The organism is Vibrio sabulosilitoris (genome assembly GCF_055391395.1).
The window spans coordinates 338013-364147 of record NZ_AP029599.1; the positions used below are offsets into that span (position 1 = coordinate 338013).

Genomic DNA, 26135 nt, shown 5'->3' on the forward strand with positions numbered 1-26135 from the left:
GAATTTATGTACCTCATACAATCAAGCAATGTCTATAAACAGACAGAACTATCAATCAGTGACAACACCTACCAATGCTCTCCTGAGAAAGGGAATATTGGCTCTCTCCCAACTCTGTTCAATGGTGATGGTTCATTCAACCATGAAGCCAATAGTTACCTCTTTTACCAAAAAACGGTTAAGGATGCTAAAGACCTTAGTCCCTGCTCCCAAGCTCTTTATGCCTATTATCAATTCCTTGAAGATGAGAACTTAGCGTGGGATACATTCCCTCCCGTCAAAAGACTAAAACCGACTTATCTATTTCGCTCTCACCTACTAAAGCAGATTAAAAAGGGTGACTTGGCGCATAGCACTGCCAGCGTTCGCATGAACCAAATCGTCAATTACTATAAGTGGTTGATGCATGACGGTTATCTAAAGATAAAGAACGAGAAAGAAGCGCCATTCAAAATGGAATTTGTTTCTGTTCAGAGCTCGGGAATGTTAGCTCACGTTTCACCCACTTTTACCGTAGAAACAAGTGACCTACGCATTAAAGTCCCCAAAGATGCCGACAGTAGCAACATCCGGCCTCTCACTCCACTGAGCCAAGAGTCACTGAGTATTCTCACTCAATATCTACCCAAGGCTTCAGAGGAGCTGCGCTTACAGGTGCTTATTTCTCTTGATACGGGAATGCGTATCCAAGAGATAGCCACTTTATCCACTAAAGCTATCGAGACAGCGACGCCTGTTGCTGAAAGTAAGCACCGTTTTGAGTTGTCGCTATCACCTAAAGCAACAGGTGTGATGACCAAATACCTCAAATCTCGCCAAGTAGAAATCTCTGCCGAGTTATTATCGACATTGAATGAATATCGCGTTTCAGAGCGAAGAATCAAACGTGCAAACAAGCTTGACCAAAAACTTGAAGCACTACCAGAAATGGCTGACACCCTAAAGAAAGAGGCGCTTGAGCGATTGGAGTTATCTGAGCGCCACGAACCTTTGTTCGTCAGTGAGCAAGGCAACCCCGTAACCGCTAAGTCGATAGAGGCTCGCTGGACAGAGCTTAGAGCCGAGATTAAACAGACCCATCCTACATTCACACACCGCTTTCATGACTTGCGTTCGACTTATGGCACCTATCGGCTCAATGACATGCTTGAAGCAGGGCTATCTTCATCAGAAAGTTTGGGACTACTGATGGGATGGATGGGGCACAGAAACGAATCCACCACTTGGAAATACTTGCGCTACTTGAAGCGCAAAGAAGCTTTCAAAGTTAAATTCGGCATTTTAGACGGCATCATGCATGAAGCGTTAGGCGGTGAAAATGAGTAATGTCGCTTATTTGTGCGGCTGGAAGCCAGAGCTTTGTATTCAATTAGATGACGAAGAAAACAGTTTGGCCGACTTTAATCGCTTTATGGTCAAGGGGTTTCCTTCAATAACCTCATTACAGCGGGGAGGTCGCTTTGAAGATGCCAATAGGGAAGGCTTTATCCTTCAAATGAAGTCTCGCTTTGAAGATTTCATGGGCGAAGGCAAAAGCCACGCCTCACTGTACACCACCTACCGGGAATGCTCTCAATATCTTCGTTGGTGCGATGAGCATAATGAAGAGGCGTTCACACAACACGCCACGGAATCTTATTTTAAGTCTCTTTATCAGGACGTGTTACTTGGAGAAATAAAGCGCTCTACCTACAAAAACAAACGCTCTCAAATGCTGCGTTTATTTTGCGATTCCTTAGACCTGCCAAGTGCGTATTTCGACAACATCACCGTCACGGATAATAGTGATGAGGAGCCCTTTGAAGCTTATACTCGCAGTGACCTCAAGCAATTACTGCCTTTTTTGCGCAGTCTATTTAAGCAAACTGCCAAGCAGTTTATTGAGGGCCCTGAGAAGCATATAGATGCCTATAAGGGCACCTCAACCATGACGTTTAACTGGAAGAGAGAGCAGTACAAACTATGTGGTGGCATCAGCAAAATGATGTGTGCTGGAACGTACCTACTGGCTTACTACACCTACGCTAATACAAGTGATTTATTCCACCTACAGCAACCAAATAACGCCTCTACATCAGTCGGTGAAATTTGGTACACCATGCCCGCATTTAAGCGCCGAGCATTTAAAACCATCCACGTTGAGATGGGCGGTCATGAACTGGATATTCCTAAGTACGCAATGAGCTTCTTTGATACGTTGCTCGAAGCCTCACGCCTGATTTCCACAGACCCCAACGCGACATTATTGCAAACGGTCACCTCAAAACAACGCGCGCCGCTCAAGGGCGCCACCTTGCAGGCTTTCTTAGAGTGGGTCGAAAAGCACTTTACTTTTACCGACCAAGCGGGTCGTCGCTTGCGCCCTGTCATCAGTCGCTTTCGAAAAACAGGCACACAAATCACGACTTACCATCAAGGTGAGTTGGTGAACGACATTATGCTCAACAACACTTCTAACACGAGAAAGAGAAGCTACAGCAAGGGTAACCGAACTACCAATAATGGGATGATGCAAGATGCGATGTCCTTGAGAGAGCAAGAGATTAAGCAAGGTGAAAGCACAAATGAAGCCAAAGAAAGTTTAGGCATTGATATGTTGGTTATCGAGGCAGAAAACAAAATTAACCTTCCTAACTTGAGTCGCACTCCGAACGGAGGAAGTTGCTCTGAGCCTTTTGGTGAAAAGTCAGAAAAGTACACAAGAAAAGCCCTCAAACATGGATTGATTAAAGACGGTGAGAGATTGGCGTGTGCCGACTTACTTGGTTGTTTCGGCTGTCCAGGCCAGGTCATTGTTCAATCTCTCTCAGATATTTGGTGCCTAATAAGCTTCAAAAGCTGTATTGAAGAATCCCTATATCGCCACCTTGATGCTCAACACTACAAGCAAAACTTTGAAGACATTATTGTGTTTATTGATACCAAGATTCTACCAAACATTAAGACCTCTTTGCTTAGAGCGGCAGAAGAAAAATTGGACGATGAGGGCTTACACCCGAATTGGGATGATGCCGAATCAGTACTTAGCCTCATTCCATCACAGGAGGCATCCTAATGAGCAACGATAAATTCAATACTGACCACTTGTATCGTGCTGACTTCCCTGTTGAGCATAAAGTCCAGCCTGCCGATATTATCACCTTGTACCATGAGCAGCGGTTCGACGAATTGGATGCCGTGGTGGTTTGCCGAGATAAGGACGGTAACGTCACCGCCACCTTCGGCCAAAACAATTGGGGTTGCTTTGCTTTTTCACGCAAAAAAGAAAGGAACAATCTTACATTTTCGACAATAGATGCCCACCCAGAACTACAGCGAGAGTTGAAGCTCTTCACTTACGGTTGGTTATTTAATCTCTCTCCACAAGAAAGGAAGTCTGCAAAGTTTTCAACCGTTCACGGTCGACTTAGGAACGCTATGACAACCTACCAATTTCTCGCTCAAGAAAATGCGCACACACTCTCTGCCCTTTCATCGACTAATATGCGTCAGAAGCTCGATGAGTACCTTATCGAACGTGATTTGAGCGTTGGCACACTTGAGAAAACATTCACAACCATCAACAAAGCCATTCAATATACCCCTTGGCATAAGATAGCGTTGGGCTTTACTCCAATCGAATCAAATAAAGAAGCTAGGCGCTTAAATGATCTAGAGCGGCAACAAACATTAGTTATTCCTGAGCGTCTTTGTCACGCCATCTATGGCAAGGCAATGGCGCTTATTGAAGAAGCGCTCCCTAACGCCACGCTCATTGCCAATACTGAACGTGACCTCCAAGATAACTACATGCAAGGGAAGCAAATCGTAGAAGATAAGGTGAAAGCTGGCGGTGTATTCAGATTCATGAATTCCGATGGAAGTATTGATAATCAAAAGTTTTCCAGCGTTATTGCCGACAACCAACCCAAGCAACCAAATGAGCTGATTGCGCCACTGACAACAAAGCTACCCAACATCCCTTTGAAGAATGGCAATGATTTTAAGCGATACTTAGGCCTGCTCATCACGGCGAGTTACATTGTGTGTGGCGGCTTTAGTGGTATGCGTGATAGCGAACTCGATAAACTCACTCCGAACAGTTATTACCTAGACTCACTGAGTGGCCGAGAGCTTCACCTTCTGCAATCTCATACATTTAAACTAGGTGAAAAACGAGAGACTTGGGTCACGGCAGCCGTTTCAAAAACCGCGATTGATTTGATGTCCATCATCACAAAAAGATGGCGAGAAAAAGTCCAATACCCCGATGAGAAATATGCAAATTCTCTTTGGGTGAACCAAACTCACCGCTCTCATGCGCCAAAATTAATTGCGGATTGGAATAGGCGATTAAAACAATTTTGTAAACAGTTTGATTTTGTTATTACTGATGACGATTACCAAGATTGCGTGGAGTCGAACCCTCGCTCACAGGTCAAAATTGAAAACCAAGTTGTGGTTGGTCAACCTTGGCCTATGAGCACTCACCAATTCAGACGGAGCCTCGCGTTCTACTGCATTAAAAATCGGTTAAGCTCTCTGGTTGCACTCAAGCAGCAATTCAAACATCTGTATTTGGCGATGACAGAGTGGTACACGAATGGGGGGCAGTTGGCTAGCCTTCGTGATTTAACAGTCGATCCAAAAATCCAGCAAACACTTGATGAGATTAACGCTGAATCTACTACCAATAAAATCTTCAAACAGTGGCATTCTAATGAAACATTATCGGGCGCACATGGCAAAGCCATCATGATGATGCGAGGTGATGTCCCAACAATCTACAGCTCTTGGGACACCATTTATAAAGCGGTAAAAGACGGAAAACTCACGCTCCATGGTTCACTACATAGCTACTGCAAGAGTGGCTATGATTGCGATATGGATGGTGTTGTTGCACCGCAATTTTGCGTCGATTGTTCGTCTGGAAGCAGCATTATTGATGAGCAACAAGCAAAGTGGTGGCAAAAGAGGCATCGTAGTCTATCGGCCTATATGACAACAGGAGACGATATTACGGTCACGGATAGAAGCCATTACATTACTCAAATTAGAGCGGCAGAAAACGTTATGCGTGACTTTAAAATGGAATTTACTCCTTTTGAAGCTGAACTTAATATCACGGAGATTTAAGCATGAGCAAGCGCGAAAACACATTAGTCGCCCTCGAGGCAGCGTTAGACCGAATAGCCAATGGTAAGCCGAAGCACATCCCCAAAAGCCGCAAATTGAGCGTGAGAGCGGTAGAGGAAGAAGCAAAACTCGGTAATGGCAGTGGTTATTACTACCCCGAGTTTGTTGAGAAGGTGAAGCAGACCAAAGTTGATATTGCAGAAGGAAAAGGCGAATACGTTCAGCCAGAAATACAAGCGGTGCGGGGTAAGCTCAAAGAACAAAAGCGTATTAAAAGTAACTTCAAAGACAAATATGAGGCGGAGCGAGAGAAGTTGGCCCTGTTTGCGGCTGCACAGCACCACCTGAATGATAAGTTAGTTAAGGCACTTGCTCATATTGATGAACTTGAATACGAGAATGCGGAGCTTCGGGAGAAGCTTGCCAAGCTAAAAAGAAGTACTGTAGTGCCAATTAAGTAGTTCTACCGTTGCCCACTTGAATGATAGTTGAGTGGGCTTACCAACCAACGCTTTGTGATTACTGCCCTTCGTGACTCACTTCTGGACAAAGGTGCTTTACAGGTTTTGCTAAATAAGTAAATAACGGATTACTCTTAGTATCGAAAACGCACAGATCGTGAGCCGAATTTCGCACGCCCAGTGAAGGGGCAATTTTGAAGCGCAGCGGAAAAAGTGTACAGCTTGCGCAGCTTGTTAAGTTTTACTTGAGAAGAGATATAACCCCGAACACAATCGTTAGCACCAGACCTATTATTGCTAGCGGCACCGACCACTTATTCGAAGCCTGTACTCTATCAAGAGAATCTTGCCTTACTTCAATTAAGCCAGCTAAATCTGACAGTTTCTCGCTTGCTGATTCTTTGTCAGAGTGCTCAATGAATTTTTGCACATCAATTATTAAATTTCTTTCGGCAGTGGGGACATCACTAAATGGGCTTTCTGTTTCTATTGCCTTGATTATTTCAGTAACTTTATCTTTTATGCTCGATATGCTTTCAGTTGATAAACTCTGAGACGAAACAACGTTTACTAGGTATTCTCTGAGATGTTTTGAGAGACCAGCTCTATAGCTAGCATCGTCCCCACCAAGTTCGTTGATACCTTTGTAGATATTCACAACATCATCGACGGTATCCAAAGACCCGTTATAAAATCCTGCAGACAAGGTTTCCCAAAGCTTAACCTTCCTGTCTCTTCTCCGCTCTATGGTACGTAACAAGAATTTTTTTGCTGTAAATACATAAACTACCGTAAAAGCTACCGTAAACAACGAAAGGACAAACCTCCCATCCGAAAATAGGCTTGTTATTTCTATTATGGCACTCAATCAAAATCTCCTTGAAACTTAACGCTTGTCATACGTAAAACTGCTACATATCATTCTTTTCATTTTATCACCTATCACGCATAGTTTTAGTCTTTCTTGTCGAGTTTCTAACTTTAATGTTCACCGAAAACTAGTGAATAGTAACGTCGTTATCAAATTGATCTAGGCCTGGTAGGGAAAGGGCAGAATATGCTTGTAGCATACTTATGTGCTGATTGGAGTAAAGCTCTTTTAGCGTACCGTATAGAGTGCAAAGCTGTTGGCGAGTGGGTTTATATCCCATTGCCTCTAGTTCTAGTATTTCACTTTCAGACTTCAACAAAATAAGCTTAAGACGCTCTTGCTCTTCAGCTAGTTTCAAAGGGTCAAGTGATAGGGCCAGGTCCATCATAGACTCGATAGAAAGCGGCGTTTTTCAAGGTAGTTGTCATCATTTGCTTACTTATTAAGCGGCTTCTCTTTCTGGATTTAGGTGAACTTTACCAACCGGATCACAGTTCCTAATATCGCCAGGCCATCGTGCAGGAGTTCGCTGTTTTGCTGCAAGCAGCACCTTTGCTCGGCTCTCCAAGATCTCTTTGTCTTTACCATTGTGACGCTGCGAAGGCGTGACATAGTTCAGCTTGCTGTGCTTGTGCTCGGTGTTGTACCAACGCACGAAGGACTCCACCCAACCTCGACTAGCTTCTAGGTCTTCAAAGCCCTTCTTTGGCCAATTAGGCATGTACTTTACTGTTCGGAACAGTGATTCAACATAAGGATTGTCATCACTGACCCTTGGTCGGCTATATGATGAGGTTATGCCTAACTCATCCATTTTTGCTCTGAACGTCAGTGACTTCATCGGCGCGCCATTATCTGAGTGAAGAACCAGTGGCTGATTAAAGCACTGTTCGCGCATCACAGTGCGCTGAAGTAACTGCGAGGCTAGCGTACCGCACTCTTGTTCATACACCTCGTAACCGACGATTTTTCGGCTGTATATGTCCTCGATAGCGTAAAGATAAAAGTGCTGGCCTCGAACCTTTGACGGCAAGTAGGTTATATCCCATGTGTACACTTGGTTCGAGTCTGTAGCCGTGTAACTTGTTGGCTTTGCTTGCTTTTGTCGGCTCCGTTGACGCCCTCGATTGTGGAGCTGTCCTTGCGCTTTCAGTATCCGATAGTAGCTCGACTCTGAAGCGATATACTCACCTTTATCAAGCAAGGTTGGTACGATCTGAGTCGGAGGTAAGCTCGCGAACTCGGGGCGGTTACACACTTCGATAATGGCATCTCGCTCTTGCTGAGATAGCTTGTTAGCAGGCTCCGGGCGAGCGCAAGTCGGTCTTTTGTCCACCTGAACTTCACCTTGTCGATACCAGCGACGATAGGTTCTCAAGTCAATTTGAGCCTCATGACATGCCTGCTCTAATCGGCAACCACTTTGTTTCGCATCATGGATTAGAGCAATCAGGTAGTGCCTTTCATCGGCTGAGGTTAGTCGTCCTCTGGCTCTTCCCCGTAAAAGGCTCTCAGCTTTTTTCGCAGAACCAACAGAGCGGCAGTTTCGGCCAGTGCCTTCTCTTTGTGGCGTAACTCCTTCTTAAGCTCTTTGATTTCAAGCTTATCGGCTTTAGCTTGCTTCTTTGCTTCGGCTTCACGCTCTTTACTCGACATAAACCCTTGCATACATTCACTGCGCCAGCCTTGGACTTCTTCAGGGAACAAGCCTTTTTCACGACAATATTGGCCGAGTTCACTCTCGGTCATCGAGTAAGTCTCGGCCACGATGGCGAGTTTAGTTTGAGCAGACCAATGCTCTGATGAAGTGTTGCTATTTGGCACTGCGGCTCCTGAACTTCTAAGTTGCTTTCGCCAATGATACAGGGTTGCGGTGCTAATGCCTTCTTCTTTTGATAGTTCACTCACTGACATTGAATAGGGAGGCAGTAGCTTCTTCAATATGGCTTCTTTTCTTTCTGCTGGAATACGAGACAAGGTTCACTCACTTCCGCCCAAACTGGTTAAATTTTAACAGTGACAACTATCCTGCCAGAGGGGGAAAGTTTGCCATCTGCAAAAGGATAGATATTGGTCACGTCCAATAATATGCTTGTAAAATGTTTTTTCATTTCTGCTAACCTTTGTTTCTAGTTATAACGTCAATAGGCGTTCAATAACTAAAGACAATAATTTGACTCACGCACACAAGAGGCCAGAGTTTTGCGACGAACAACGCAGTTATCGAACGATGAGAGTTCCTAGGAAATGATATGTTGAACAGTTGGTGGCTTGGTAGCCTCAAACTAGTCTTGCCTTGCCGTGAAGGCGGCTATCACACGCTGCCTGAAATAACCTAGTTTTATCTCGTTCAAAGCGAAGTTTGGTACCAATGATTCGCGTGGATTTTGATTTTTAGATCCCCAGCCAACCTGTGAGTAGTTACTTTGTCTTTCTTCATGCAATGACAGGGTACTCAAGTTATCAGTTTTGTTATTGGTATCACATACTATCGGTGTTTCCACGCTCGCGAACATACATGATGCCGGTATGTCTTGTTCAATCTGTTCCGAAAACTCTATTAAACTTTGTTCCGCAAAAGTGAATAGCCATGCATGTTGGTTTTCTATTCCATTAACCCGGAGAATCCGGCCAAGTACTTGTCTAAAGTACAATTCTGTTTTGACTGAGCTCATATGACAACAAACCTGAAGACGAGGGATATCTGTACCCTCACTAATCATCCCGACACTAACGATCCATTGTGTGTTGTCATTACGAAAACGGTCTATTTCGGCTAAAGGTTCGTCATGTCGGTAGCTTACGATAGAAACGGTTTGAGCGTATTTTTCCGAAAGAATTTTTTTTATTTTTTGCGCATGCTCAACCGAAGAAGCAACAACCAAACCACCGGCATCATGAGTTAAACGGCGTATCTCCTCGAGCTTTTTGCACCCTAGGCCAAGTAGGTGTTCCATTGCTTCTTGATTGTGTAAAACACTTTGATAAGAGGCCTTAGTTTGCTTAAGCATTTCAAGAATTGACGAAAAAGATTGTTTTTCGCCGTCATTTGTTACTGTCAAATGTTCGTTATCGACGAGAACTACCTTAGGGCTCCGACAAACGTTATCGGCAATGGCTTGTTTTAAGCTGTATTGGTAGTCAACCAGAAGCTTACCATCAGGATCACTGTATTGAGCCATAACGATTGGTAAGGAGTCTGAGCGCCAAGGAGTACCAGACATTGCGAGAGTGTACGTTGCTAATCCTTGGATTTTTGTCAGTATTTGTTCTCCCCAAACATTCGCAATACCGGTCTCGGAGCCAGAGCAATGGTGGATTTCATCAAACACAACAAATACTCGGAAGTTACTCAGGCTCTCCCAAAATTCATCATCAAGAAATTGAATCGACTGATAGGTGAGTGAACGGCCAATAGCGCCCAACCCACCACTAAAAGAGCACTTTAGAGTTTTCGAAAATGTCTTTTTAATCCCTTCGGCTACAGCCAACGACGGAGAGAAACACAGTACGAGGTCTATCATGTCATTTTGCAACAACCTTGAAGCTATGTTGGCAGCTAGCACTGTTTTTCCGGCGCCGGGGGTCGCTTGGCAAAAAAAGTGGTTGTGTACGGTGGAGTACTTTTCTAGCGCTTTGTCGGAACACTCGGCTTGCCAGTACCTCAGCATGAGGCTGCTTCCTCAGAAAGACTGTTGATAGCATGGGTAAGCGCGTTTACTTTACCAAGCAAATGCGCCGAGCGCTCTTTTGCTTGTTCGAGTAAAGGGCTTAGCTTTGTTTCTAGCTCCTGGAAACGACGGATGACTGATTGATACTCATCTATTTCACTGAGAACAATTTCTAGCTCTGCTTTGTACTGGCCGTGCTCGCAGAACAATACTGAGTAATCATTACCAGAAGGTGAGCTAATCCGAGTCGTCTGAACCTTTGGCTCGACTTGTAGGTTTTTAAACTGGCCAGTCTGGAAGTACCTTTTCTTTCGTCCTTTACCCTCACTTACAAGCCAATTGTTGTCAGTAAAGCGCTTGATCTGGCGATATACCATCCGTCTAGCTTCGTCTGGGTCAGTTCTACCATTATCAGTAGAAACAAAGGCATCTCTTAACTCAACAACTGAAAAGCCATCCATTTCTTGTTCAATCAACAACTTGTGCATCATGGCACTGATTTTAGTAGAACGTTTCATTTACAACTCATACAAAGTCAAAAAAACTAAGGATTGCTTAGTATACAGAAATTAGTAAAACTAAGAAAATCTTAGTTACCTTGAGATCAGATGTATGAATAGTCAGTGTCGTTCATTAGCCCAATCCCAGAGCGTCTTAAACAAGCTCGAAAGAAAGCAAAAATTTCCCAAAAGGCTTTGGGTGAGCGTATAGGCATGGATGAAAGCTCCGCAAGCCCCAGAATGAACCAGTACGAAAAGGGCAAGCATACCCCTGATATAGGGACACTAAAGGCATTAGCAGATGAACTTGGTGTGCCCTTGAGCTACTTCTTTTGTGAAGATGAGATTTCTGCTGAGTTGGCTGTTAATCTGAATAAGCTTTCTCTAGCTGATAAGAAGAAAGTTCTTGCAATGACAACTCTATTGATTGACGAATCGGGTGAAGATAGCAGTTCAAATCCTCGTTAAGTGGTTTCTATTAGAGTTGGTGCGGTGGTGTAATAACGTGCACTTGTTCTCCCAGGTCAGGTCATCTCATCACACATCGCCCTACAAGGGCGTGTTTCATGCACAGTGCATGTTTGATGCCGTTCCAGAACACCTCTGGACAAAACCGTGTCAGTCACATTGCTAATTTAGTAATTGCTGAATTAACTCTGATATGGAAAGTCGCTTTGCTAAGCACCCAGTCTGAGTGATGCAGATCAGAACACTTCTCTCAATAATCCTCTCACTATATTGTACCAAATCGTTGGTTTTCATAGAATGGAGTGAAAGAGAAAGGCAAATCTCCTATAGATTATATTTTGGTTAAGTAGCAGGTTATGACTCAAGACGAGCGCATTGAAGTTATCAATAAGATATCTCGAACACTATCAATATTGATGTGTGACATGAAGTTGCATCAGTCAATGAACATCTATGCATTAAACATTCATGCGGAAGATTTTTACTGTAATGTGTTCAACTTTCTTTACCAAGGTAAAGACTTCAATAATGCGAATTCGGCTAGTTCTAACGAGGCATACATAGACCTAGTTGATCACAAATCAAAACACATGATTCAAGTGACGACATCAACGGGTAAAGATAAAATTGATAACAGCCTCAAGATATTGGAGTCATATAACCCACATTACAAGCAGTATGAGTTTGATATCTTCTTCTTACTTGACAAGCCTAAAAACCTCCAAAGAGCAACAATTGAGTCATACAAGAACAAGTATGGTATTGAAGACATTCGAGATCATCTGAAAGATCATACAGATTTGCTTAATGATATTAAGATCTTAAAAGATGGTAGGTTACGAGCTATCTATGAAGAGTTCTTCAAGGATATCAGTGAAAAGTACACTGATGAAATGACGTTGCAAATCGTATTCGACCTACTAGTTAAGGACAGTAACTCTAAGAACGTGGATTACTCGGTTGACTTCAACAATGTAGGCCTAGAAAAGAAAATTGGGATAAACAATTTGAATCGCCGCGTTTCTAATCAGTTACTTATGGGGAGTGAGGCTTCTCTGCCTGTATATGAACACATTGAAGGTGCGGTCTTAACAGAGTTGCGAGTACTGATTGTTGACGGTTTATACACTAATATTATTAAACAATCTCTTTCTAAGGTTGGTGCCGCTCCTAGAGAGTTAGCTAGAAAGAAAACCGACGAGCTTCACCACCTAGCGAGTAAAGATTATAAGTTGGACTTTTCTGCGATACTTGGAGAGCTTTGCCACAAGATTGAAGATGAAACGTACAAGGTTAGCTACCAAGAAACGTCCATGGCTTGGGTTATCATTGCTTACTTTTTTGAAGAATGTGATATTGGAATGAAACAATGATTTTGCCAACCAAAGTCTTAAAACCAGTTGATTCTTTGTATTGTATCTCAGCCTATGTGGTTGAGGTTTTACAGGGGACTGATGGGGTTGATTTTGACGTCCTTTTGGATGAGCTTAACCGTGTGTATCCAATAGAAATTTCCATTGAAAAACTACAATATTGTTTAGACTTCCTATTCATTATGGGAAAGCTGGAGCTAGAAAATGAAACTTTTAAAGCTGTATTCAAGCAATCCTAATTTTAAAACCATCAATTTTAATGAGGGGATGAATATTGTCGCAGGTCTACAAACTAGCTCACTATCAACCCGTACCTGTAATGGAATCGGGAAGAGTACATCTCTTCAATTAGTCCACTTGTTGCTTGGTGGGCAATTAGATTCAAAATACCCAAGTGATAAAACGCTACAGAGCTATTTGTCTGAATACGGAACATTTTCATTAGACTTTGAGGTTGGAACAGTACCTTACACCTCTACCGTCCACTTTAAGGATGGTATCTACTATTTAAATGAGGAAAAAATAGGAAAGTGTAAGACGTTTTCGAACAAGCTCTCTGAGAAAATATTAATGGGGGCAATCAATGATGTGTCTTTTAAACAAACATTAAATTGTTTTGCTAGAAGATACCTCCCTGGTCGTAACTATTACTCTGATGCATTGATGCAGCAAGGAAGGTCTGCTGAAGACTTTTACCAACGAATTGCAAACCTATCGCTTCTTGGGTTAGATGTTTCTCTAGCTAAACAGTTTAAAAGTGTTCGTGAAGACTTGGATCAAATCAAGAAAACAAAAGATTCGCTTCAGAAAGCAAACTTAACTGCTAATGAAAGTGAGTTGCGAGACCTAGAAGATAAATTAGAACGTTTGCTTGAAAGTAAAGCCAACTTTGATATTGCTCCAAATTACAATGAGTTGAAGCGTGATGCTGATTTACTGACTGATGAAATGAATAAGTTCCGAAATGAAGTGTTTAAAATTGAACGTGACGTTAGGAACAAAGAGCGGGCGCTCGATGAAAGCCAGGAAGTAAAATCAGTAGATCTAGATAGAGTGGAACAGATATTCACTGAAGCTGAGTTCCACTTCCCAGATTCAGTACAGGTACAGCTTCAGCAAGCACAAGATTTTCATGTACGTATTCATAGTGCTCGTCGAGAACGTTTGATGTCTCAGGTAAAAATGCTCAATGATAAGCGTGAGCATCTAGAGGCTTTGTTAACAGAAAAAGAAGAGCGCCGAGATAGCATTCTTAAAGACTTGGATTCGAAAGGTGCACTTGAAGAGTTTAACTCAATCGTTGAGCATATCCGTACGACAGAAAATAAAATCGCAGACCTATCAAGTTACCAAAATACTTTTGCTGAGCTAGAGAAACAAAAACTCGCATTAGAAAGTAAAAAGGCCGCTTTAAATCTCAAAGCTATAGAGTACATTGATGCTCAAAGCGCTCATATTCAAGGGATAGAGAAAAAGTTCCGTACATTGGTTCGACGATTCTATGATGATCATGGTGGCGCGATACGAATTCAGAAGAATAGCGGTGAAGCAAAGTACCTCTTTGACATAGAGCCATATATTCAAAAAGATTCATCTCAAGGCGTAGGTGAAGTGAAAATATTCTGTTATGACATGTTGTTATTTGAACTAAACAAAAATTTATTAGGTTTCATGGCTCATGATAGCGCGCTATTTGGTGGGGTAGACCTACGTCAAACTAAGATGATGTTTAAGATTGCGCTGGAAATGTGTAAAAAGCATGGGCTTCAGTATTTTGTGAATATCAACAAAGACGTCTATGAAAAACTTATCTCTACTGACCAAGAGGGTGACATTCTTACTATTGAAGATAAGCAAGCGCTACTAGATGGAACTGTGCTAGAACTATTCGATGATAAACCTGAACATACTCTCTTTGGTGAGTACTTCGGATAAGCAAAGAGGGCGTTCAAAAATCTGTGTCAGCTAATTTTGGCTAGATATCTAAGACATCATCCAAGCGCCCATCAAAGTGAATCGCCAGTTGGGACAATGTCATATTCCAGTTCTGGATTGGCATTGTCCATTTCTTAGAAGCATTCAATAACTCTGCGTACAGCAGTTTTAGCAAGCTATTTTCGTTCGGGAACCCACCCTTAGTTTTGGTCAGTTTACGGAACTGACGGTGTACCACCTCGATAGCATTCGTCGTGTAGATAGCTTTTCGAATGTACTCTGGATACTTAAAGTAAACGGACAGATTTGCCTGTTTGTTCCGCCAAGAACGCAGCACGATTTCAGGATAAAATGTGGACAGTTTTATCGCAAAAGCCTTTGCAGCGCAGATTAGGTATATTGGGTCAATTACTGCGTACTTTAGGAAAGTAGTTCTAAGGAGCTAAAAAGATTTGGGGCAGAAAGTGAGTTCATCACGCAGTGTGCGTGACGCAAGCTGCGTGATTAGTTTATAGCTCGGAAAGGGGCATAAGTGATTTAGGGTCGGTATAAACCGAGATTGAATGTGGTTAATTTTCTGGAAAGTGGTATATTGAATTTAACTTTTTTGGGAAAATTAGTTCCAAAAGTCGATTTTTCTGGAAAGGCTAGAAAGGCTCTTCCTATCAACCTTTCCAGATTTATTTCAGAAACCACCTGTGTTGGTAGTTCGTTACGATGCGCTAAGCGCAACGTCGATTAAATAGCAAAAGGGTCATCATAATGATGACCCTTTTCTTTTAGGTGCGAGGTTCGGGGACGGGCGTTGTCCTACGAGACGCGAGGAATTTCTCACTTGCTGGATATACTCGCACCTCGGAGCGCAGCGTTACTCGAACCCCGCCCCTGTTTTAATTTAGCGCTTTAACCAACGCAGCAATACCATCCCAGTCGCCATTATCGAGCATCTCTGGGGGTACCATCCAAGTACCGCCGCAGGCAAGGACTGAGCCTAAGCCAAGGTAGTCATCAACATTCGCTGGGGTAATGCCACCAGTAGGCATAAAACTCACTGGGTAGACTGCCGAGAGTGCTTTGAGCATCGGCACGCCGCCAGACGGCTGAGCTGGGAAGAACTTCAGCGTTTTTAGGCCAAGCTCCATCGCCTGCTCAACCAGGCTTGGGTTGTTGACCCCTGGAACAATCGCGATATTGCGCTGCTGACAGTATTTGACTGTTGTCGGGTTAAGACCTGGGCTGACAATAAAGTCTGCCCCAGCCTCAATCGCCATATCCACTTGCTCTGTAGTCAAAACAGTACCTGCGCCGATCAATAGCTCAGGGTAAGCCGCGCGCATCTTGGCAATCGACTCCGCTGCCGCTGGCGTACGAAACGTCACTTCTGCGCAAGGTAGGCCATTGTCCACCAACACTTTCGCCAAGGGCTCAGCATGTGCGACATCGTTGATCGCAATAACCGGAACGATTTTGATTTGTTTGAGTTTCTCTTCTAGCGTCTTCATATCAAACCCTTACAGAATGAAGCTAAGGATAGCGACGATAAGGAAGGCAATTGTACCCAGTAGGGTCTCCATCACAGTCCAAGTTTTCAGTGTGGTCTTCTCATCCATCTCAAGTAGGCGAGACACCAGCCAGAAGCCAGAATCGTTAAAGTGAGACAGCACCGTTGCACCACCAGCAATCGCAATCACGATAAAGCATAGGTCAAGCTCGCTTAGGCCAGTTGATGCCGTTACCACTGGTGCAATCAAAGCAGCTGTCGTCGTCAGTGCCACGGTTGCCGAGCCTTGAGCAACACGCAAACAAGTAGAGATAACAAACGCAGCGACAACCACTGGCATGCCTGTGTCGGTCAGAACGCCCGCTAGTGCATCACCGATACCGCTTGCACGCAGCACGCCGCCAAACATACCACCTGCGCCAGTCACCAATATAACGCCACAGATAGGTGCCAGTGAATCGCCACACAGCTTCTCAAGTTTTGCCATGCCGTAGTCTTTAGCAAACACAGCCAGCGCCACAATCAAGGTGATCAGTAGAGCTACCGGGGTTTTACCCAGCATACGTAAGAATTCAACCGTTGGCGTTGAGCCTTCGATCACACCCGCAACCGCCAGCGTATTAAGACCGGTATCCAAACAGATAAGCAGAACTGGCAAAACCAAGATGGTCATAACTGTGCCGAACTTTGGCAGCTTAGACTCATCGATCACGGTATCGCTGTTGAAGAAGGCTTTTGATAGTGGAATATCAAACTTCTTACCTGCATACAAACCAAATAGATAAGCACCTAGGTACCAAGTTGGGATAGCAACGAGAATACCAACAACAAGTAGTAGACCAATGTTTGCGCCTAGGAACTCCGCTGCCGCGACCGGCCCTGGGTGAGGCGGTACAAACGCGTGCATTACCGCAAAGGCACCGGCTGAAGGCAGTGCGTATTTGATTGGTGAGCCGCCAAATCGAGCCGCAACACTGAAGATGATTGGCATCATCACCACTAGGCCCGCATCAAAAAAGATTGGGAAGCCAAATAGTAGCGAGGCAACACCTAGAGCTAGAGGAGCACGCTCCTCACCAAAGCGACCAATCAGGGTATCTGCCAGAACTTTCGCCCCGCCGGTCACTTCAAGAATCTTACCGATCATGGCGCCAAGACCAACGAGTAGAGCAACAGAGGCCAATGTGCCACCAAAGCCCCCCATCATCGTCGGTACAACTTGATCAGAAGAAACGCCCGTCGCAATTGCCGTGCCTAAGCTTACGATAGTAAGCGAAGCAAATGCGTGGACTTTTAATTTAATAATCAATAACAAAAGTGCAGCTATCGCGACTGCAGCAATGGTCAGTAGGTAGGTAGGGTCAGAGACTTGGGCTAACTGCTCCATAATTTCACCTTTTAATGATTGTTTGTGATGTAGTTCACTTTTATCTCAGTTACGGGTAACATGTTACCGATAACATGAATAATATAAACCCATATTTTAAAGTGATATCCAAAAGTGAGATCACGCGCAAAATTTGTTATGAGGATAAGTTATGGCTGGTAGTAGTGTCATTGTGATGGGTGTTTGTGCCTGTGGAAAGAGTACCATTGGTGAACATTTAGCAAGCAGATTAGGACGTAAATTCATCGATGGAGATGACCTTCACCCACGAGCAAATATTCAGAAAATGTCCTCTGGACAACCACTCAACGATGAGGACCGCGCTCCTTGGCTTGAGCGTATTCGCGATGCCGCGTACAGCCTAGAAAACAAAAATGAACACGGTATCATCGTCTGCTCGGCGCTAAAGAAGAAGTATCGCGACCAAATTCGCGAAGGCAATAGCAACGTCACCTTCGTCTTCCTTGATGGTGATATGGACCTGATCCTAGAGCGCATGCGCATGCGCAAGGGCCACTTCATGAAAGAAAACATGGTGAAGAGCCAATTTGATGCACTCGAGCGACCAGACGGCGAGCCTCAAACCTTAGTGGTAAGCATTGAAGGCAGAATCGATGATGTCGTTGAGCGCGCCGCATCACAACTGCAAGCAGCACAAGAGGTAGCATAATGACGCATTCAGTGATCCTTGACGTTACTGCACGACTTGTCGAACGCAGCCAAACCTCACGCGCCGCATTCCTAGCGCGTACTCAGCAACAGGCAGAACAAGGTAAGGGTCGTAAAGCCCTGACTTGTGGTAACCTCGCCCACGCGGTAGCAGCGGCCTGCTCTACAGAAAAAGAACAACTGCTTGATTTTACTCGCAACAACATCGCTCTGGTCAGTTCTTACAATGATATGCTCAGCGCGCATCAGCCTTACCAAACCTACCCTGATCAGATTAAGCAAACACTAGCAGGCTATGGTCATACCGCCCAAGTAGCCGGCGGTGTACCCGCGATGTGTGATGGCGTGACCCAGGGTCAAGCGGGCATGGATATGTCGCTGTTCTCTCGCGATCTAATTGCTCAGTCTACTGCTCTATCGCTGAGCCATAACCTGTTTGATGCCACCCTACTGCTGGGCATCTGTGACAAGATTGCCCCAGGACAGCTGATGGGCGCGCTGACTTATGCCCATCTACCAACCGCATTTATCCCAGCAGGCCTGATGCCAACCGGGATCAGCAACGATGAAAAAGTCGATGTGCGCCAAAAGTATGCCGCGGGTGAAGTGGGTAAAGAAGCACTACTTGATATGGAGTGTCGCGCCTACCATGCTCCAGGTACCTGTACCTTCTATGGCACCGCGAATACCAACCAGCTGGTGTTTGAGGCTATGGGTCTGATGCTCCCGGGCTCTGCATTTGTTCACCCGCACTCAGAGCTGCGCCATGCCCTGACTGAGCATGCTGCGATCAAGATTGCTTCAATGAGCTCGGGCTCTGCTAACTTCCGCCCGCTTTCCGAAGTAGTGACGGAGAAGAGCCTTATCAACGGTATTGTTGCCCTACTTGCCTCAGGTGGCAGCACCAACCACACCATCCACATGATCGCCGTAGCTCGCGCAGCCGGTCTGATGCTGACTTGGCAAGATATCAGCGACCTGTCTGAGGTAGTGCCTCTGTTAGCTCGCGTCTATCCAAATGGCCCAGCGGACATGAACGCCTTCCAAGAGGCCGGTGGCGTTCCTGCCCTATTGCATCGCCTGGATCAATCACAGCTACTGCATCGTGATGTCACACCAGCGTTTGGCGACTTTGCGAGTCAGATGACCTTACCTAAGCTTGAAAATGGCACGCTGAGCTGGCATGCATGTACCCAAAGCACTGATCCAAGCGTTATTGCCGCCTGTGATGAATCATTCCAGAAAACAGGCGGAACGCGCGTACTGGATGGCAACTTAGGCAAAGCGGTGGTTAAGGTGTCAGCAGTAAAAGCAGACCAGCGTATTATTGAAGCTCCTGCCGTGGTTTTCCAGTGCCAACACGAAGTCGAAGCGGCCTATCAGCGTGGCGAGCTAAACAAAGATTACGTCGTGGTCGTGACACACAATGGTCCTGCGGCTAATGGCATGCCAGAGCTGCACAAGCTAATGCCTATCTTGGGTAATATCCAAAAAGCCGGCCACCAAGTGGCCTTGGTCACCGATGGTCGTTTATCTGGCGCGTCAGGCAAAATCCCATCAGCGATCCACCTATCCCCAGAAGCCCTGCGAGGCGGTGCGATTGGCTTGGTGCGTGACGGCGATATGCTCCAGCTCAACTGTGAAACGGGTGAGCTAAACAACCTGTCGGATATGACTGGACGTGAGCCACTCGCGATCGATACCGAGGCGAATCAGCAGACTTGGGGACGAAATCTATTTAGCGTACTGAGACAAAGTGTCTCTAGCGCTGAAGACGGTGCAAGCTTTATCATCTAACTCGCTTGTCATCTGACTAAAGATAAAAATGGAGCCACTCGGCTCCATTTTTATTTAGATACTCTCACCAGAGTTGACTCGATAACCCATATCCACACTGGTGCTATCTATGGGCTCACCTTTTAAGCGTGCGACCAATAGCTCAGCACTTTTGACCCCAATCTCAAAGCGTGGCGTGTCGACACTGGTCAGCTTCGGGCTGACGATATTGCCGATGTCGAGCGCATTGTAACCCACTACAGACAATGACTCTGGCACTTGAATGCCTCTGCGCTGGGCACTAAGTAGTACCCCAACCGCGATATCATCATTGGTGCAAAACACACCATCGAGATCTGGGTATTGTGCAAAGGCCATGTCCAACAGGTCATCTGCCATCGAGAAGCTCGAGTGCGCCTCCGTCAGAATATGTTTCGGCGTGAAACCTGCCTCAATCACCGCCTTGTCATAACCGGCCATACGTAGACGGGTTCGAGTATCCAAACGTGCACCAAAGTAGGCGATGGAGCGTTTGCCAGCGGCAATCATCTGCTTGGTCACATCATAAGAAGCAGCAATATGATCTAGGCCGACCGCCATATCGATCGGTTGCTCTGGCAGCTCCATTGTCTCAACCACCGGGACACCGGCGGACTTAATCATCTGCAGCGTGCGCTGGGTGTGATGACTCTCAGTCAAGATCAAGCCATCTACCTGGTAAGAGAGCAGCGAGGCAATCTTGCTCTCCTCCTCTTGCTCATCATAGCTAAAGTGCGCGATCAAGGTTTCGTAGCCATTGGCCTTAGTGACCGTTTCTACGCCCTGCACAAACGAGGCAAAGATCTGGTTAGACAGAGAGGGCAATAGGATACCGATGGCTTTACTCGACGAGTTTGCCAGCATCGCAGGCGCTCGGTTTTCGATATAACCGATGTCCTCGACGACCTGAGCAATCTTAAGCCGGGTTTTTTCTGCAACGGAGTTCGGGTCTCGCATATAGCGCGACACGGTCATTTTGGTGACGCCAACCTGGTCGGCGATATCTTGTAGAGTGGTACGTCTCTTTTTACTGTGCTGAACCATATATCCCTGAGAACTTCAAAGACAGGTCAGCGCATGCCCACCTGTCACAATCCTATTGAGAGCAGCCTACACGCTACTCTTCATCAAACGCTTCAAACTCAATCCCCATCTCGGTCATCAGCGCTTTGGCTTCAGCCGGGATCTCATCAGGACGGTCTTTACGCAAGTCTTCATCGGTTGGCAGAGGTTGCCCGGTGTACGCATGCAAGAATGCCTCACACAGCAACTCGCTGTTGGTGGCATGGCGCAGGTTGTTTATCTGACGACGCGTACGCTCATCCGTCAATACTTTCAGTACTTTAAGCGGAATTGACACGGTAATCTTCTTTACCTGTTCGCTTTTTTTGCCATGCTCAGCATATGGGCTAGTGTAGTCGCCATTCCAGTCTGCCATGAGAAACCTTTAGTCATTTTTGGTTGGAGTGAGTAAGGGAGATATTTTAGCCGGATTTAAGGCTAAGAGCAAAGACATATAGACGTCTAGAAGTATTGACGTCTTGTTGTAGGGGCAGTAAAGTGTCTGCTAATGGAATTTAATACCGTTATAACCAGTAGGTGTAACGGTTTTGTGAAGCACAATCATTTTTTTGGGAAGGACACTCATATGAGCGCACGCAAGCCTGCCACCATTGCCGTTCGCACTGGCATCGAATCAGACACTCAACACCATGCGGTTGTTCCCCCCATCTACCTCTCGACCAACTACAGCTTTCCAGCCTTTGGGGATGTGCCTAAGTATGACTATACGCGTTCTGGCAATCCAAATCGAGGGCTACTTGAGCAAGCTTTGTACGAGCTGGAGTCAGGTTGTGGGGCCGTCGTCACCAACTGCGGCACTTCCGCGCTTAATCTGTGGGTTTCAGCATTTTTAGGTCCCGATGACCTGATTATTGCGCCACATGATTGCTATGGTGGAACCTATCGTCTGTTTAACACCCGAGCGCAAAAGGGTGACTTTAAAGTACAGTTTGTCGATCAAACCGATAGCGATGCACTCGCCAGCGCTATGGCACAAAAACCCAAGCTAATCCTGCTTGAGACCCCGTCAAACCCCTTAGTTCGCGTGGTTGATATTGCTGCAATCTGCGCCGAGGCCAAAAAAGTCGGTGCGCTTGTTGCCGTCGACAACACCTTTTTGACACCAGTGTACCAAAAGCCGCTTGAGCTGGGTGCGGATTTTGTTATCCACTCTACCACTAAGTACATCAACGGCCACTCCGATGTGATTGGCGGCGTCGTGATCACCAAAACCGAAGCGCATGCTGAGGAGCTCGCTTGGTGGGGTAACTGCATTGGAGCAACCGGTACACCATTTGATAGCTACATGACCCTGCGCGGAATTCGCACGCTAGGCGCCCGCATGCGCGTCCATGAGGAGAGCTCACAGCACATTCTTAACTACTTGGTCGAGCAGTCGCTGGTAAGCAAGGTGCACCACCCAAGTCTTGAGAGTCACCCAGGCCATGAGATCGCCAAAAGGCAGCAATCTGGCTTTGGTTCGATGCTAAGCTTTGAGTTTGCAGGCTCGTTCGAGCAATTGAAATTCTTCGTCGGCCAACTAGAGCTGTTCTCGCTCGCCGAGTCGCTAGGTGGCGTAGAAAGCTTGATCTGTCACCCTGCGTCTATGACTCACCGTGCAATGGGAGAAGAAGCCCTCGCTGAAGCTGGGATCTCGCAATACCTATTACGCCTCTCAGTGGGGCTTGAGGATCATCGAGACCTTATTGCTGACCTAGAGCAAGCCTTCAGCAAAGCCAAGGAGGCGTTTTAACATGACTCTACAGCGTCAGTTGCACAAATTTGGCGGCAGTAGTCTTGCCAATGCAGAGTGCTATCGAAAGGCAGTGCGTATCCTGCGCGATTACTCGTCAAGTGAGGATCTGGTGGTGGTTTCTGCTGCAGGCAAGACCACCAATCAGCTGATTGAGTTTCTGGATAACCTCGAGAGAGATGGCCGGCTTGCACACGAGACCTTACAGGCTCTGCGCCAGTTCCAATTGGAATTAGTCGAAGAGCTAATCCAGGATGGAGCCAGTAAGGCGCGCCTATTGGATAACGTGATCACCGAGTTTAGCGCCCTTGGGGAGCTGGCCTATCCGATTAATCCAAAGATTAGAGCATCTGTGCTTGGCCATGGTGAGATGTGGTCAGCACGCCTATTGGCAGCGGTGTTGTGTGAACAAGGCCTGGCAGCCGTTGCAGAAGATTCTCGCCAGTTTTTGCGCGCAGAGAGCGGCACTCAGCCAGAGATCGACCGCGGCGCATCCTATCCATTACTCAAAGAACTACTGGCCCAACACAGTCATCACCGGGTCGTCTTTACCGGCTTTATGGCGCAGAACTTCCGTGGTGAAACGGTACTTTTGGGTCGAAATGGCTCAGATTACTCCGCAACGATTATCGGCGCGTTAGCAGAAGTTTCACGTGTGACCATCTGGAGCGATGTGGCCGGAGTGTATAGTGCCGACCCTAGACTGGTTAACGATGCCTGTCTGCTGCCATTATTGCGCCTAGATGAGGCCAACGAACTGGCTCGCCTCGCAGCTCCAGTACTGCATAGCCGCACGTTGCAACCTGTCGCTCAAAGTACCATGGACTTGCACCTGCGATGCAGCTACGAACCAGAGGCTGGCTCGACCCGCATTGAGCGTGTCCTTGCCTCCGGTCGCGGAGCCAAGATTATCACCTCGCTCGATGATGTCTTGCTGATCCAGCTGCGCTTCTCTCATAACCATGACTATCAGCGTGCCGAGCGAGAAGTGCTTGAGAAGCTCAAGCGTGCTCAACTCGAGCCTTTGTCTTATGACTCGCAGCCCGATCAATACATGCTGCGTCTAGCGTACACCCAAGAGATCGCCAATGGCTCACTCGCCTTCCTTCAGGATGCCGCAATTGAGGCGGAGATTAAGCTCAAAGAGGGCTTTTCCCTGTTCGCGGCAGTGGGTGCTGGCGTAGGTAAAAACGCCACCCACAGCTTTGGCTTCTATCAGCAGCTCAAGAGCTCTGCGATAGAGTTTATCAGCGAGTCAGAGTCGGGATTAAGCTTAGTGGCCGTCACGCGCAAGCAAGATACTGAGCCACTGGTTGTTGAGATCCACTCGCAACTGTTTCAAGCGCAAAAGCGCGTTGCGATTGCCCTGTGTGGTAAAGGTAACATTGGCTCAAGCTGGCTGGAGCTGTTTGCTGATCAGAAACAAGAGCTCGAAAAACGTCACAACATGAGCTTTGAGCTGGTTGCCGTGGTTGATAGCCAAACATACTGGTTTAACCCACAAGGCATTGACCCAAGTTTGGTCGCTGAGCACTTTAGTGAAGAAGCCGTGCCTAATGATGGCAAGGCCTGGATTGAGCAACTCGGTGCAATGACCGGCTTTGACGACGCTGTGGTGCTCGATGTCACGGCCAGTGCCACATTAGCGGGTCAGTACCTCGATATTGCCCAGCAAGGCATGCACCTGATCTCGGCGAATAAAGTCGCTGGCTCAGCCTCAAGCGAGTACTATCACCAAGTGCAAGATGCGTTTGCCAAGATTAACCGCCACTGGCTCTACAACGCCACTGTGGGCGCAGGGTTACCGATAAACCATACCGTGCGTGACCTGCGCGAGAGCGGTGATGAGATTGTCGCTCTATCAGGGATTTTCTCTGGCACCTTATCTTGGCTCTTCCAGCAGTATGATGGCTCGATTCCATTTAGTGAGTTGGTCGATCTGGCTTGGCAGCAGGGCCTAACCGAGCCTGATCCGCGCTGCGATCTCGATGGCTCCGATGTAATGCGTAAACTGGTTATCTTGGCGCGCGAATCAGGACTGCATATCGAGCCCGAGCGCGTTAAGGTAGAGTCTCTGGTGCCAGAGGCGCTCAGCAGCATGAGTTTGGATGATTTCTTTGATAATGGCACTATCCTTAGCGATGCCCTAGCAGAGCGCCTAGAGAAGGCTCAGCGCGAAGACAAGGTATTGAGATACGTTGCGCGTCTCGAGAAAAATGGCACCGCAACGGTCGGCGTAGAGGCACTTAACCGCGAACATGCCCTGGCTAACCTCCTGCCTTGCGACAACATCTTTGCGATTGAGAGTAAGTGGTATAAAGATAATCCACTGGTGATCCGCGGCCCAGGTGCAGGTCGAGAAGTCACGGCCGGAGCGCTGCAATCGGATATTAATCTGCTTGCCAGCCGACTGTGATCTAGCGTAAAACAAACAAAGGGGCTGGCTTAGCAGCCCCTCATCGATATCCCCACTCCGTCAGTCATTGTATTTCTTCTCATCTGACGCAGAAATTTCACACCAATCCCATTGACATTAATCCACTTTCATTACATTCTGTAGCCATATAGACGTCTATACGTCGATTGAAGGATTCAGATTTCGGTGCCGTTTCACCACAGGGAGAATGTTATGGGCTACACACACGCAAGCCATATCGATGCGCTTAACCAAAATATCGCTGAGTTATCAGATGAGAACATCAATGTTTCGTTTGAATTTTTTCCACCGAGCAGCGAGAAAATGGAGCAGACATTGTGGGATTCGGTTCATCGCCTAAAAACACTTAAGCCGAAGTTTGTCTCGGTGACCTACGGTGCCAACTCGGGTGAGCGCGACCGCACTCATTCGATCATCAAAGAGATCAAATCGGCAACCGGCCTGATTGCCGCGCCTCACCTGACCTGCATTGACGCCTCACGTGAAGAGCTGATCCAGATTGCGGATGACTACTGGCACAACGGTATCGAGAGCATCGTCGCGCTACGTGGAGATATTCCAGCGGGGGGTGGTAAGCCGGATATGTACGCTTCCGATCTGGTTGAGCTCCTTAAGTCTCGCCACGACTTTGATATCTCGGTCGCCGCTTTCCCTGAAGTTCACCCAGAAGCAAAGAGTGCTCAAGCGGACCTACTCAACCTAAAACGCAAAGTGGATGCGGGGGCGAATCGCGCTATCACCCAGTTCTTCTTTGATGTCGAAAGCTACTTACGTTTTCGTGACCGCTGCGTAGCAGCAGGGATTGATGTCGAGATCGTACCGGGCATCTTGCCGGTATCGAACTTTAAGCAGGCCTCGCGCTTTGCTGCGCAAAACAGCGTTAAGGTACCAAACTGGATGGCAAAACAGTTCGAGGGGCTGGATGATGACATCACGACCCGTCAGTTAGTCGGTGCTAGCCAAGCCATCGATATGGTGCGTATCTTAAGCCGTGAGGGCGTGAAAGATTTCCACTTCTACACCCTCAATCGTGCAGAAATGACCTACGCCCTGTGTCACACCCTAGGCGTGCGTCCAAAGGTGGTTTAATCACAAAGCAGTAGATAGCAAAAGAGCT

Annotated in this window: 23 protein-coding genes; 13 read left to right on the forward strand and 10 right to left on the reverse strand. The window is 46.4% G+C overall.

All coding sequences use genetic code 11. The features are described from left to right. Positions 1–6: 6 nt before the first annotated feature. The 4 genes from ACZ5R2_RS01715 to ACZ5R2_RS01730 are packed head-to-tail and all read left to right on the forward strand — an operon-like array spanning position 7 to position 5576. Positions 7–1326: a tyrosine-type recombinase/integrase gene (locus tag ACZ5R2_RS01715; protein WP_464900506.1), complete on the forward strand. Its 1320-nt coding sequence runs from the start codon at positions 7–9 to the stop codon at positions 1324–1326. Beyond that, the gene (locus tag ACZ5R2_RS01720) at positions 1319–3055 is read left to right on the forward strand and encodes a hypothetical protein (protein WP_464900507.1); all 1737 of its coding nucleotides are present in this window, start codon (positions 1319–1321) and stop codon (positions 3053–3055) included. Before ACZ5R2_RS01715 ends, ACZ5R2_RS01720 begins: the two co-directional genes overlap by 8 nt. Further along, on the forward strand, positions 3055–5115 hold the full coding sequence (locus tag ACZ5R2_RS01725) for a hypothetical protein (RefSeq protein ID WP_464900508.1): 2061 nt from the start codon (positions 3055–3057) through the stop codon (positions 5113–5115). Before ACZ5R2_RS01720 ends, ACZ5R2_RS01725 begins: the two co-directional genes overlap by 1 nt. Positions 5116–5117: 2 nt before the next feature. Beyond that, a complete protein-coding gene (locus ACZ5R2_RS01730) occupies positions 5118–5576 on the forward strand; it encodes a hypothetical protein (protein ID WP_464900509.1) in 459 nt (152 codons plus the stop codon). A 241-nt stretch (positions 5577–5817) separates the two neighbouring features. Here the strand turns inward: ACZ5R2_RS01730 and ACZ5R2_RS01735 are convergent, their stop codons facing one another. The 5 genes from ACZ5R2_RS01735 to ACZ5R2_RS01755 form a co-directional block, all read right to left on the reverse strand. Then, the gene (locus ACZ5R2_RS01735) at positions 5818–6444 is read right to left on the reverse strand and encodes a hypothetical protein (RefSeq protein WP_464900510.1); all 627 of its coding nucleotides are present in this window, start codon (positions 6442–6444) and stop codon (positions 5818–5820) included. Positions 6445–6574: 130 nt separating this feature from the next. Continuing rightward, a complete protein-coding gene (locus tag ACZ5R2_RS01740) occupies positions 6575–6835 on the reverse strand; it encodes a hypothetical protein (RefSeq protein WP_464900511.1) in 261 nt (86 codons plus the stop codon). Between the two features lie 54 nt (positions 6836–6889). Beyond that, a protein-coding gene (locus ACZ5R2_RS01745; RefSeq protein ID WP_464900512.1) for an IS3 family transposase occupies positions 6890–8424 on the reverse strand; the annotation gives its coding sequence in 2 pieces (ribosomal slippage) (positions 6890–7971 and positions 7971–8424; 1536 coding nt in all). Between the two features lie 308 nt (positions 8425–8732). Next, the gene (locus tag ACZ5R2_RS01750) at positions 8733–10118 is read right to left on the reverse strand and encodes a DEAD/DEAH box helicase (RefSeq protein WP_464900513.1); all 1386 of its coding nucleotides are present in this window, start codon (positions 10116–10118) and stop codon (positions 8733–8735) included. Then, positions 10112–10636 carry a hypothetical protein gene (locus tag ACZ5R2_RS01755; RefSeq protein WP_464900514.1) on the reverse strand — a complete coding sequence of 175 codons (525 nt, stop codon included), beginning with the start codon at positions 10634–10636 and terminating at the stop codon, positions 10112–10114. Before ACZ5R2_RS01755 ends, ACZ5R2_RS01750 begins: the two co-directional genes overlap by 7 nt. Before the next feature lie 105 nt (positions 10637–10741). Between ACZ5R2_RS01755 and ACZ5R2_RS01760 the strand changes: the two genes are divergently transcribed. The 4 genes from ACZ5R2_RS01760 to ACZ5R2_RS01775 all read left to right on the forward strand — a co-directional run bounded on the left by ACZ5R2_RS01760 (position 10742) and on the right by ACZ5R2_RS01775 (position 14394). Then, positions 10742–11086, forward strand: coding sequence for a helix-turn-helix domain-containing protein (locus tag ACZ5R2_RS01760; RefSeq protein ID WP_464900515.1), 345 nt, complete (start codon positions 10742–10744; stop codon positions 11084–11086). A gap of 356 nt (positions 11087–11442) precedes the next feature. Beyond that, on the forward strand, positions 11443–12459 hold the full coding sequence (locus ACZ5R2_RS01765) for an SMEK domain-containing protein (RefSeq protein WP_464900516.1): 1017 nt from the start codon (positions 11443–11445) through the stop codon (positions 12457–12459). Next, positions 12456–12698: an ABC-three component system middle component 6 gene (locus ACZ5R2_RS01770; protein WP_464900517.1), complete on the forward strand. Its 243-nt coding sequence runs from the start codon at positions 12456–12458 to the stop codon at positions 12696–12698. The genes ACZ5R2_RS01765 and ACZ5R2_RS01770 overlap by 4 nt, the downstream gene beginning before the upstream one ends. Then, positions 12664–14394 (forward strand): DUF2326 domain-containing protein, encoded by a 1731-nt coding sequence (locus ACZ5R2_RS01775; RefSeq protein ID WP_464900518.1) that lies wholly within the window; start codon positions 12664–12666, stop codon positions 14392–14394. Before ACZ5R2_RS01770 ends, ACZ5R2_RS01775 begins: the two co-directional genes overlap by 35 nt. A gap of 40 nt (positions 14395–14434) precedes the next feature. Here ACZ5R2_RS01775 and ACZ5R2_RS01780 read toward each other — a convergent pair whose 3' ends face one another. From ACZ5R2_RS01780 to ACZ5R2_RS01790, 3 genes are all read right to left on the reverse strand, one after another. Further along, complete coding sequence (locus ACZ5R2_RS01780) at positions 14435–14803, reverse strand: transposase (protein WP_464902404.1); 369 nt, start codon at positions 14801–14803, stop codon at positions 14435–14437. Positions 14804–15284: 481 nt separating this feature from the next. Beyond that, on the reverse strand, positions 15285–15896 hold the full coding sequence (locus ACZ5R2_RS01785) for a bifunctional 4-hydroxy-2-oxoglutarate aldolase/2-dehydro-3-deoxy-phosphogluconate aldolase (RefSeq protein ID WP_464900796.1): 612 nt from the start codon (positions 15894–15896) through the stop codon (positions 15285–15287). 9 nt (positions 15897–15905) lie between these two features. Next, positions 15906–17282, reverse strand: a complete 1377-nt coding sequence (locus ACZ5R2_RS01790) for a GntP family permease (protein ID WP_438461241.1) — start codon at positions 17280–17282, stop codon at positions 15906–15908. 151 nt (positions 17283–17433) lie between these two features. On the opposite strand from ACZ5R2_RS01790, the gene ACZ5R2_RS01795 reads away from it, so the two are divergent. Together ACZ5R2_RS01795 and edd are read left to right on the forward strand one after the other, a co-directional pair. Continuing rightward, the gene (locus ACZ5R2_RS01795) at positions 17434–17952 is read left to right on the forward strand and encodes a gluconokinase (RefSeq protein ID WP_464900797.1); all 519 of its coding nucleotides are present in this window, start codon (positions 17434–17436) and stop codon (positions 17950–17952) included. Beyond that, complete coding sequence (gene edd, locus ACZ5R2_RS01800) at positions 17952–19748, forward strand: phosphogluconate dehydratase (RefSeq protein WP_464900798.1); 1797 nt, start codon at positions 17952–17954, stop codon at positions 19746–19748. The genes ACZ5R2_RS01795 and edd overlap by 1 nt, the downstream gene beginning before the upstream one ends. 54 nt (positions 19749–19802) lie before the next feature. On the opposite strand, the gene ACZ5R2_RS01805 is transcribed toward edd, so the two are convergent. Then, complete coding sequence (locus ACZ5R2_RS01805; protein ID WP_464900799.1) at positions 19803–20810, reverse strand: substrate-binding domain-containing protein; 1008 nt, start codon at positions 20808–20810, stop codon at positions 19803–19805. 73 nt (positions 20811–20883) lie between these two features. Then, complete coding sequence (gene metJ, locus ACZ5R2_RS01810; protein WP_438461245.1) at positions 20884–21204, reverse strand: met regulon transcriptional regulator MetJ; 321 nt, start codon at positions 21202–21204, stop codon at positions 20884–20886. Positions 21205–21414: 210 nt separating this feature from the next. Here metJ and ACZ5R2_RS01815 point away from each other — a divergent pair, with 210 nt between their 5' ends. The 3 genes from ACZ5R2_RS01815 to metF all read left to right on the forward strand — a co-directional run bounded on the left by ACZ5R2_RS01815 (position 21415) and on the right by metF (position 26107). After that, positions 21415–22581 carry an O-succinylhomoserine (thiol)-lyase gene (locus ACZ5R2_RS01815; RefSeq protein ID WP_464900800.1) on the forward strand — a complete coding sequence of 389 codons (1167 nt, stop codon included), beginning with the start codon at positions 21415–21417 and terminating at the stop codon, positions 22579–22581. 1 nt (position 22582) lies between these two features. Continuing rightward, positions 22583–24997 carry a bifunctional aspartate kinase/homoserine dehydrogenase II gene (locus tag ACZ5R2_RS01820; RefSeq protein WP_464900801.1) on the forward strand — a complete coding sequence of 805 codons (2415 nt, stop codon included), beginning with the start codon at positions 22583–22585 and terminating at the stop codon, positions 24995–24997. Positions 24998–25210: 213 nt separating this feature from the next. Next, positions 25211–26107, forward strand: coding sequence for a methylenetetrahydrofolate reductase (gene metF / locus ACZ5R2_RS01825; protein WP_464900802.1), 897 nt, complete (start codon positions 25211–25213; stop codon positions 26105–26107). Positions 26108–26135 lie beyond the last annotated feature (28 nt).

Bases quoted from the DNA above. Each gene is read 5' to 3' on its own strand.
- ACZ5R2_RS01755 (WP_464900514.1), bottom strand. From the start codon at position 10,636: ATGAAACGTTCTACTAAAATCAGTGCCATGATGCACAAGTTGTTGATT.
- ACZ5R2_RS01715 (WP_464900506.1), top strand. From the start codon at position 7: ATGTACCTCATACAATCAAGCAATGTCTATAAACAGACAGAACTATCA.
- ACZ5R2_RS01795 (WP_464900797.1), top strand. From the start codon at position 17,434: ATGGCTGGTAGTAGTGTCATTGTGATGGGTGTTTGTGCCTGTGGAAAG.
- ACZ5R2_RS01750 (WP_464900513.1), bottom strand. From the start codon at position 10,118: ATGCTGAGGTACTGGCAAGCCGAGTGTTCCGACAAAGCGCTAGAAAAG.
- ACZ5R2_RS01720 (WP_464900507.1), top strand. From the start codon at position 1,319: ATGAGTAATGTCGCTTATTTGTGCGGCTGGAAGCCAGAGCTTTGTATT.
- edd (WP_464900798.1), top strand. From the start codon at position 17,952: ATGACGCATTCAGTGATCCTTGACGTTACTGCACGACTTGTCGAACGC.
- ACZ5R2_RS01740 (WP_464900511.1), bottom strand. From the start codon at position 6,835: ATGATGGACCTGGCCCTATCACTTGACCCTTTGAAACTAGCTGAAGAG.
- metF (WP_464900802.1), top strand. From the start codon at position 25,211: ATGGGCTACACACACGCAAGCCATATCGATGCGCTTAACCAAAATATC.
- ACZ5R2_RS01775 (WP_464900518.1), top strand. From the start codon at position 12,664: ATGAAACTTTTAAAGCTGTATTCAAGCAATCCTAATTTTAAAACCATC.
- ACZ5R2_RS01765 (WP_464900516.1), top strand. From the start codon at position 11,443: ATGACTCAAGACGAGCGCATTGAAGTTATCAATAAGATATCTCGAACA.
- ACZ5R2_RS01730 (WP_464900509.1), top strand. From the start codon at position 5,118: ATGAGCAAGCGCGAAAACACATTAGTCGCCCTCGAGGCAGCGTTAGAC.
- ACZ5R2_RS01770 (WP_464900517.1), top strand. From the start codon at position 12,456: ATGATTTTGCCAACCAAAGTCTTAAAACCAGTTGATTCTTTGTATTGT.
- ACZ5R2_RS01725 (WP_464900508.1), top strand. From the start codon at position 3,055: ATGAGCAACGATAAATTCAATACTGACCACTTGTATCGTGCTGACTTC.
- ACZ5R2_RS01790 (WP_438461241.1), bottom strand. From the start codon at position 17,282: ATGGAGCAGTTAGCCCAAGTCTCTGACCCTACCTACCTACTGACCATT.
- ACZ5R2_RS01820 (WP_464900801.1), top strand. From the start codon at position 22,583: ATGACTCTACAGCGTCAGTTGCACAAATTTGGCGGCAGTAGTCTTGCC.
- ACZ5R2_RS01805 (WP_464900799.1), bottom strand. From the start codon at position 20,810: ATGGTTCAGCACAGTAAAAAGAGACGTACCACTCTACAAGATATCGCC.
- ACZ5R2_RS01815 (WP_464900800.1), top strand. From the start codon at position 21,415: ATGAGCGCACGCAAGCCTGCCACCATTGCCGTTCGCACTGGCATCGAA.
- ACZ5R2_RS01785 (WP_464900796.1), bottom strand. From the start codon at position 15,896: ATGAAGACGCTAGAAGAGAAACTCAAACAAATCAAAATCGTTCCGGTT.
- metJ (WP_438461245.1), bottom strand. From the start codon at position 21,204: ATGGCAGACTGGAATGGCGACTACACTAGCCCATATGCTGAGCATGGC.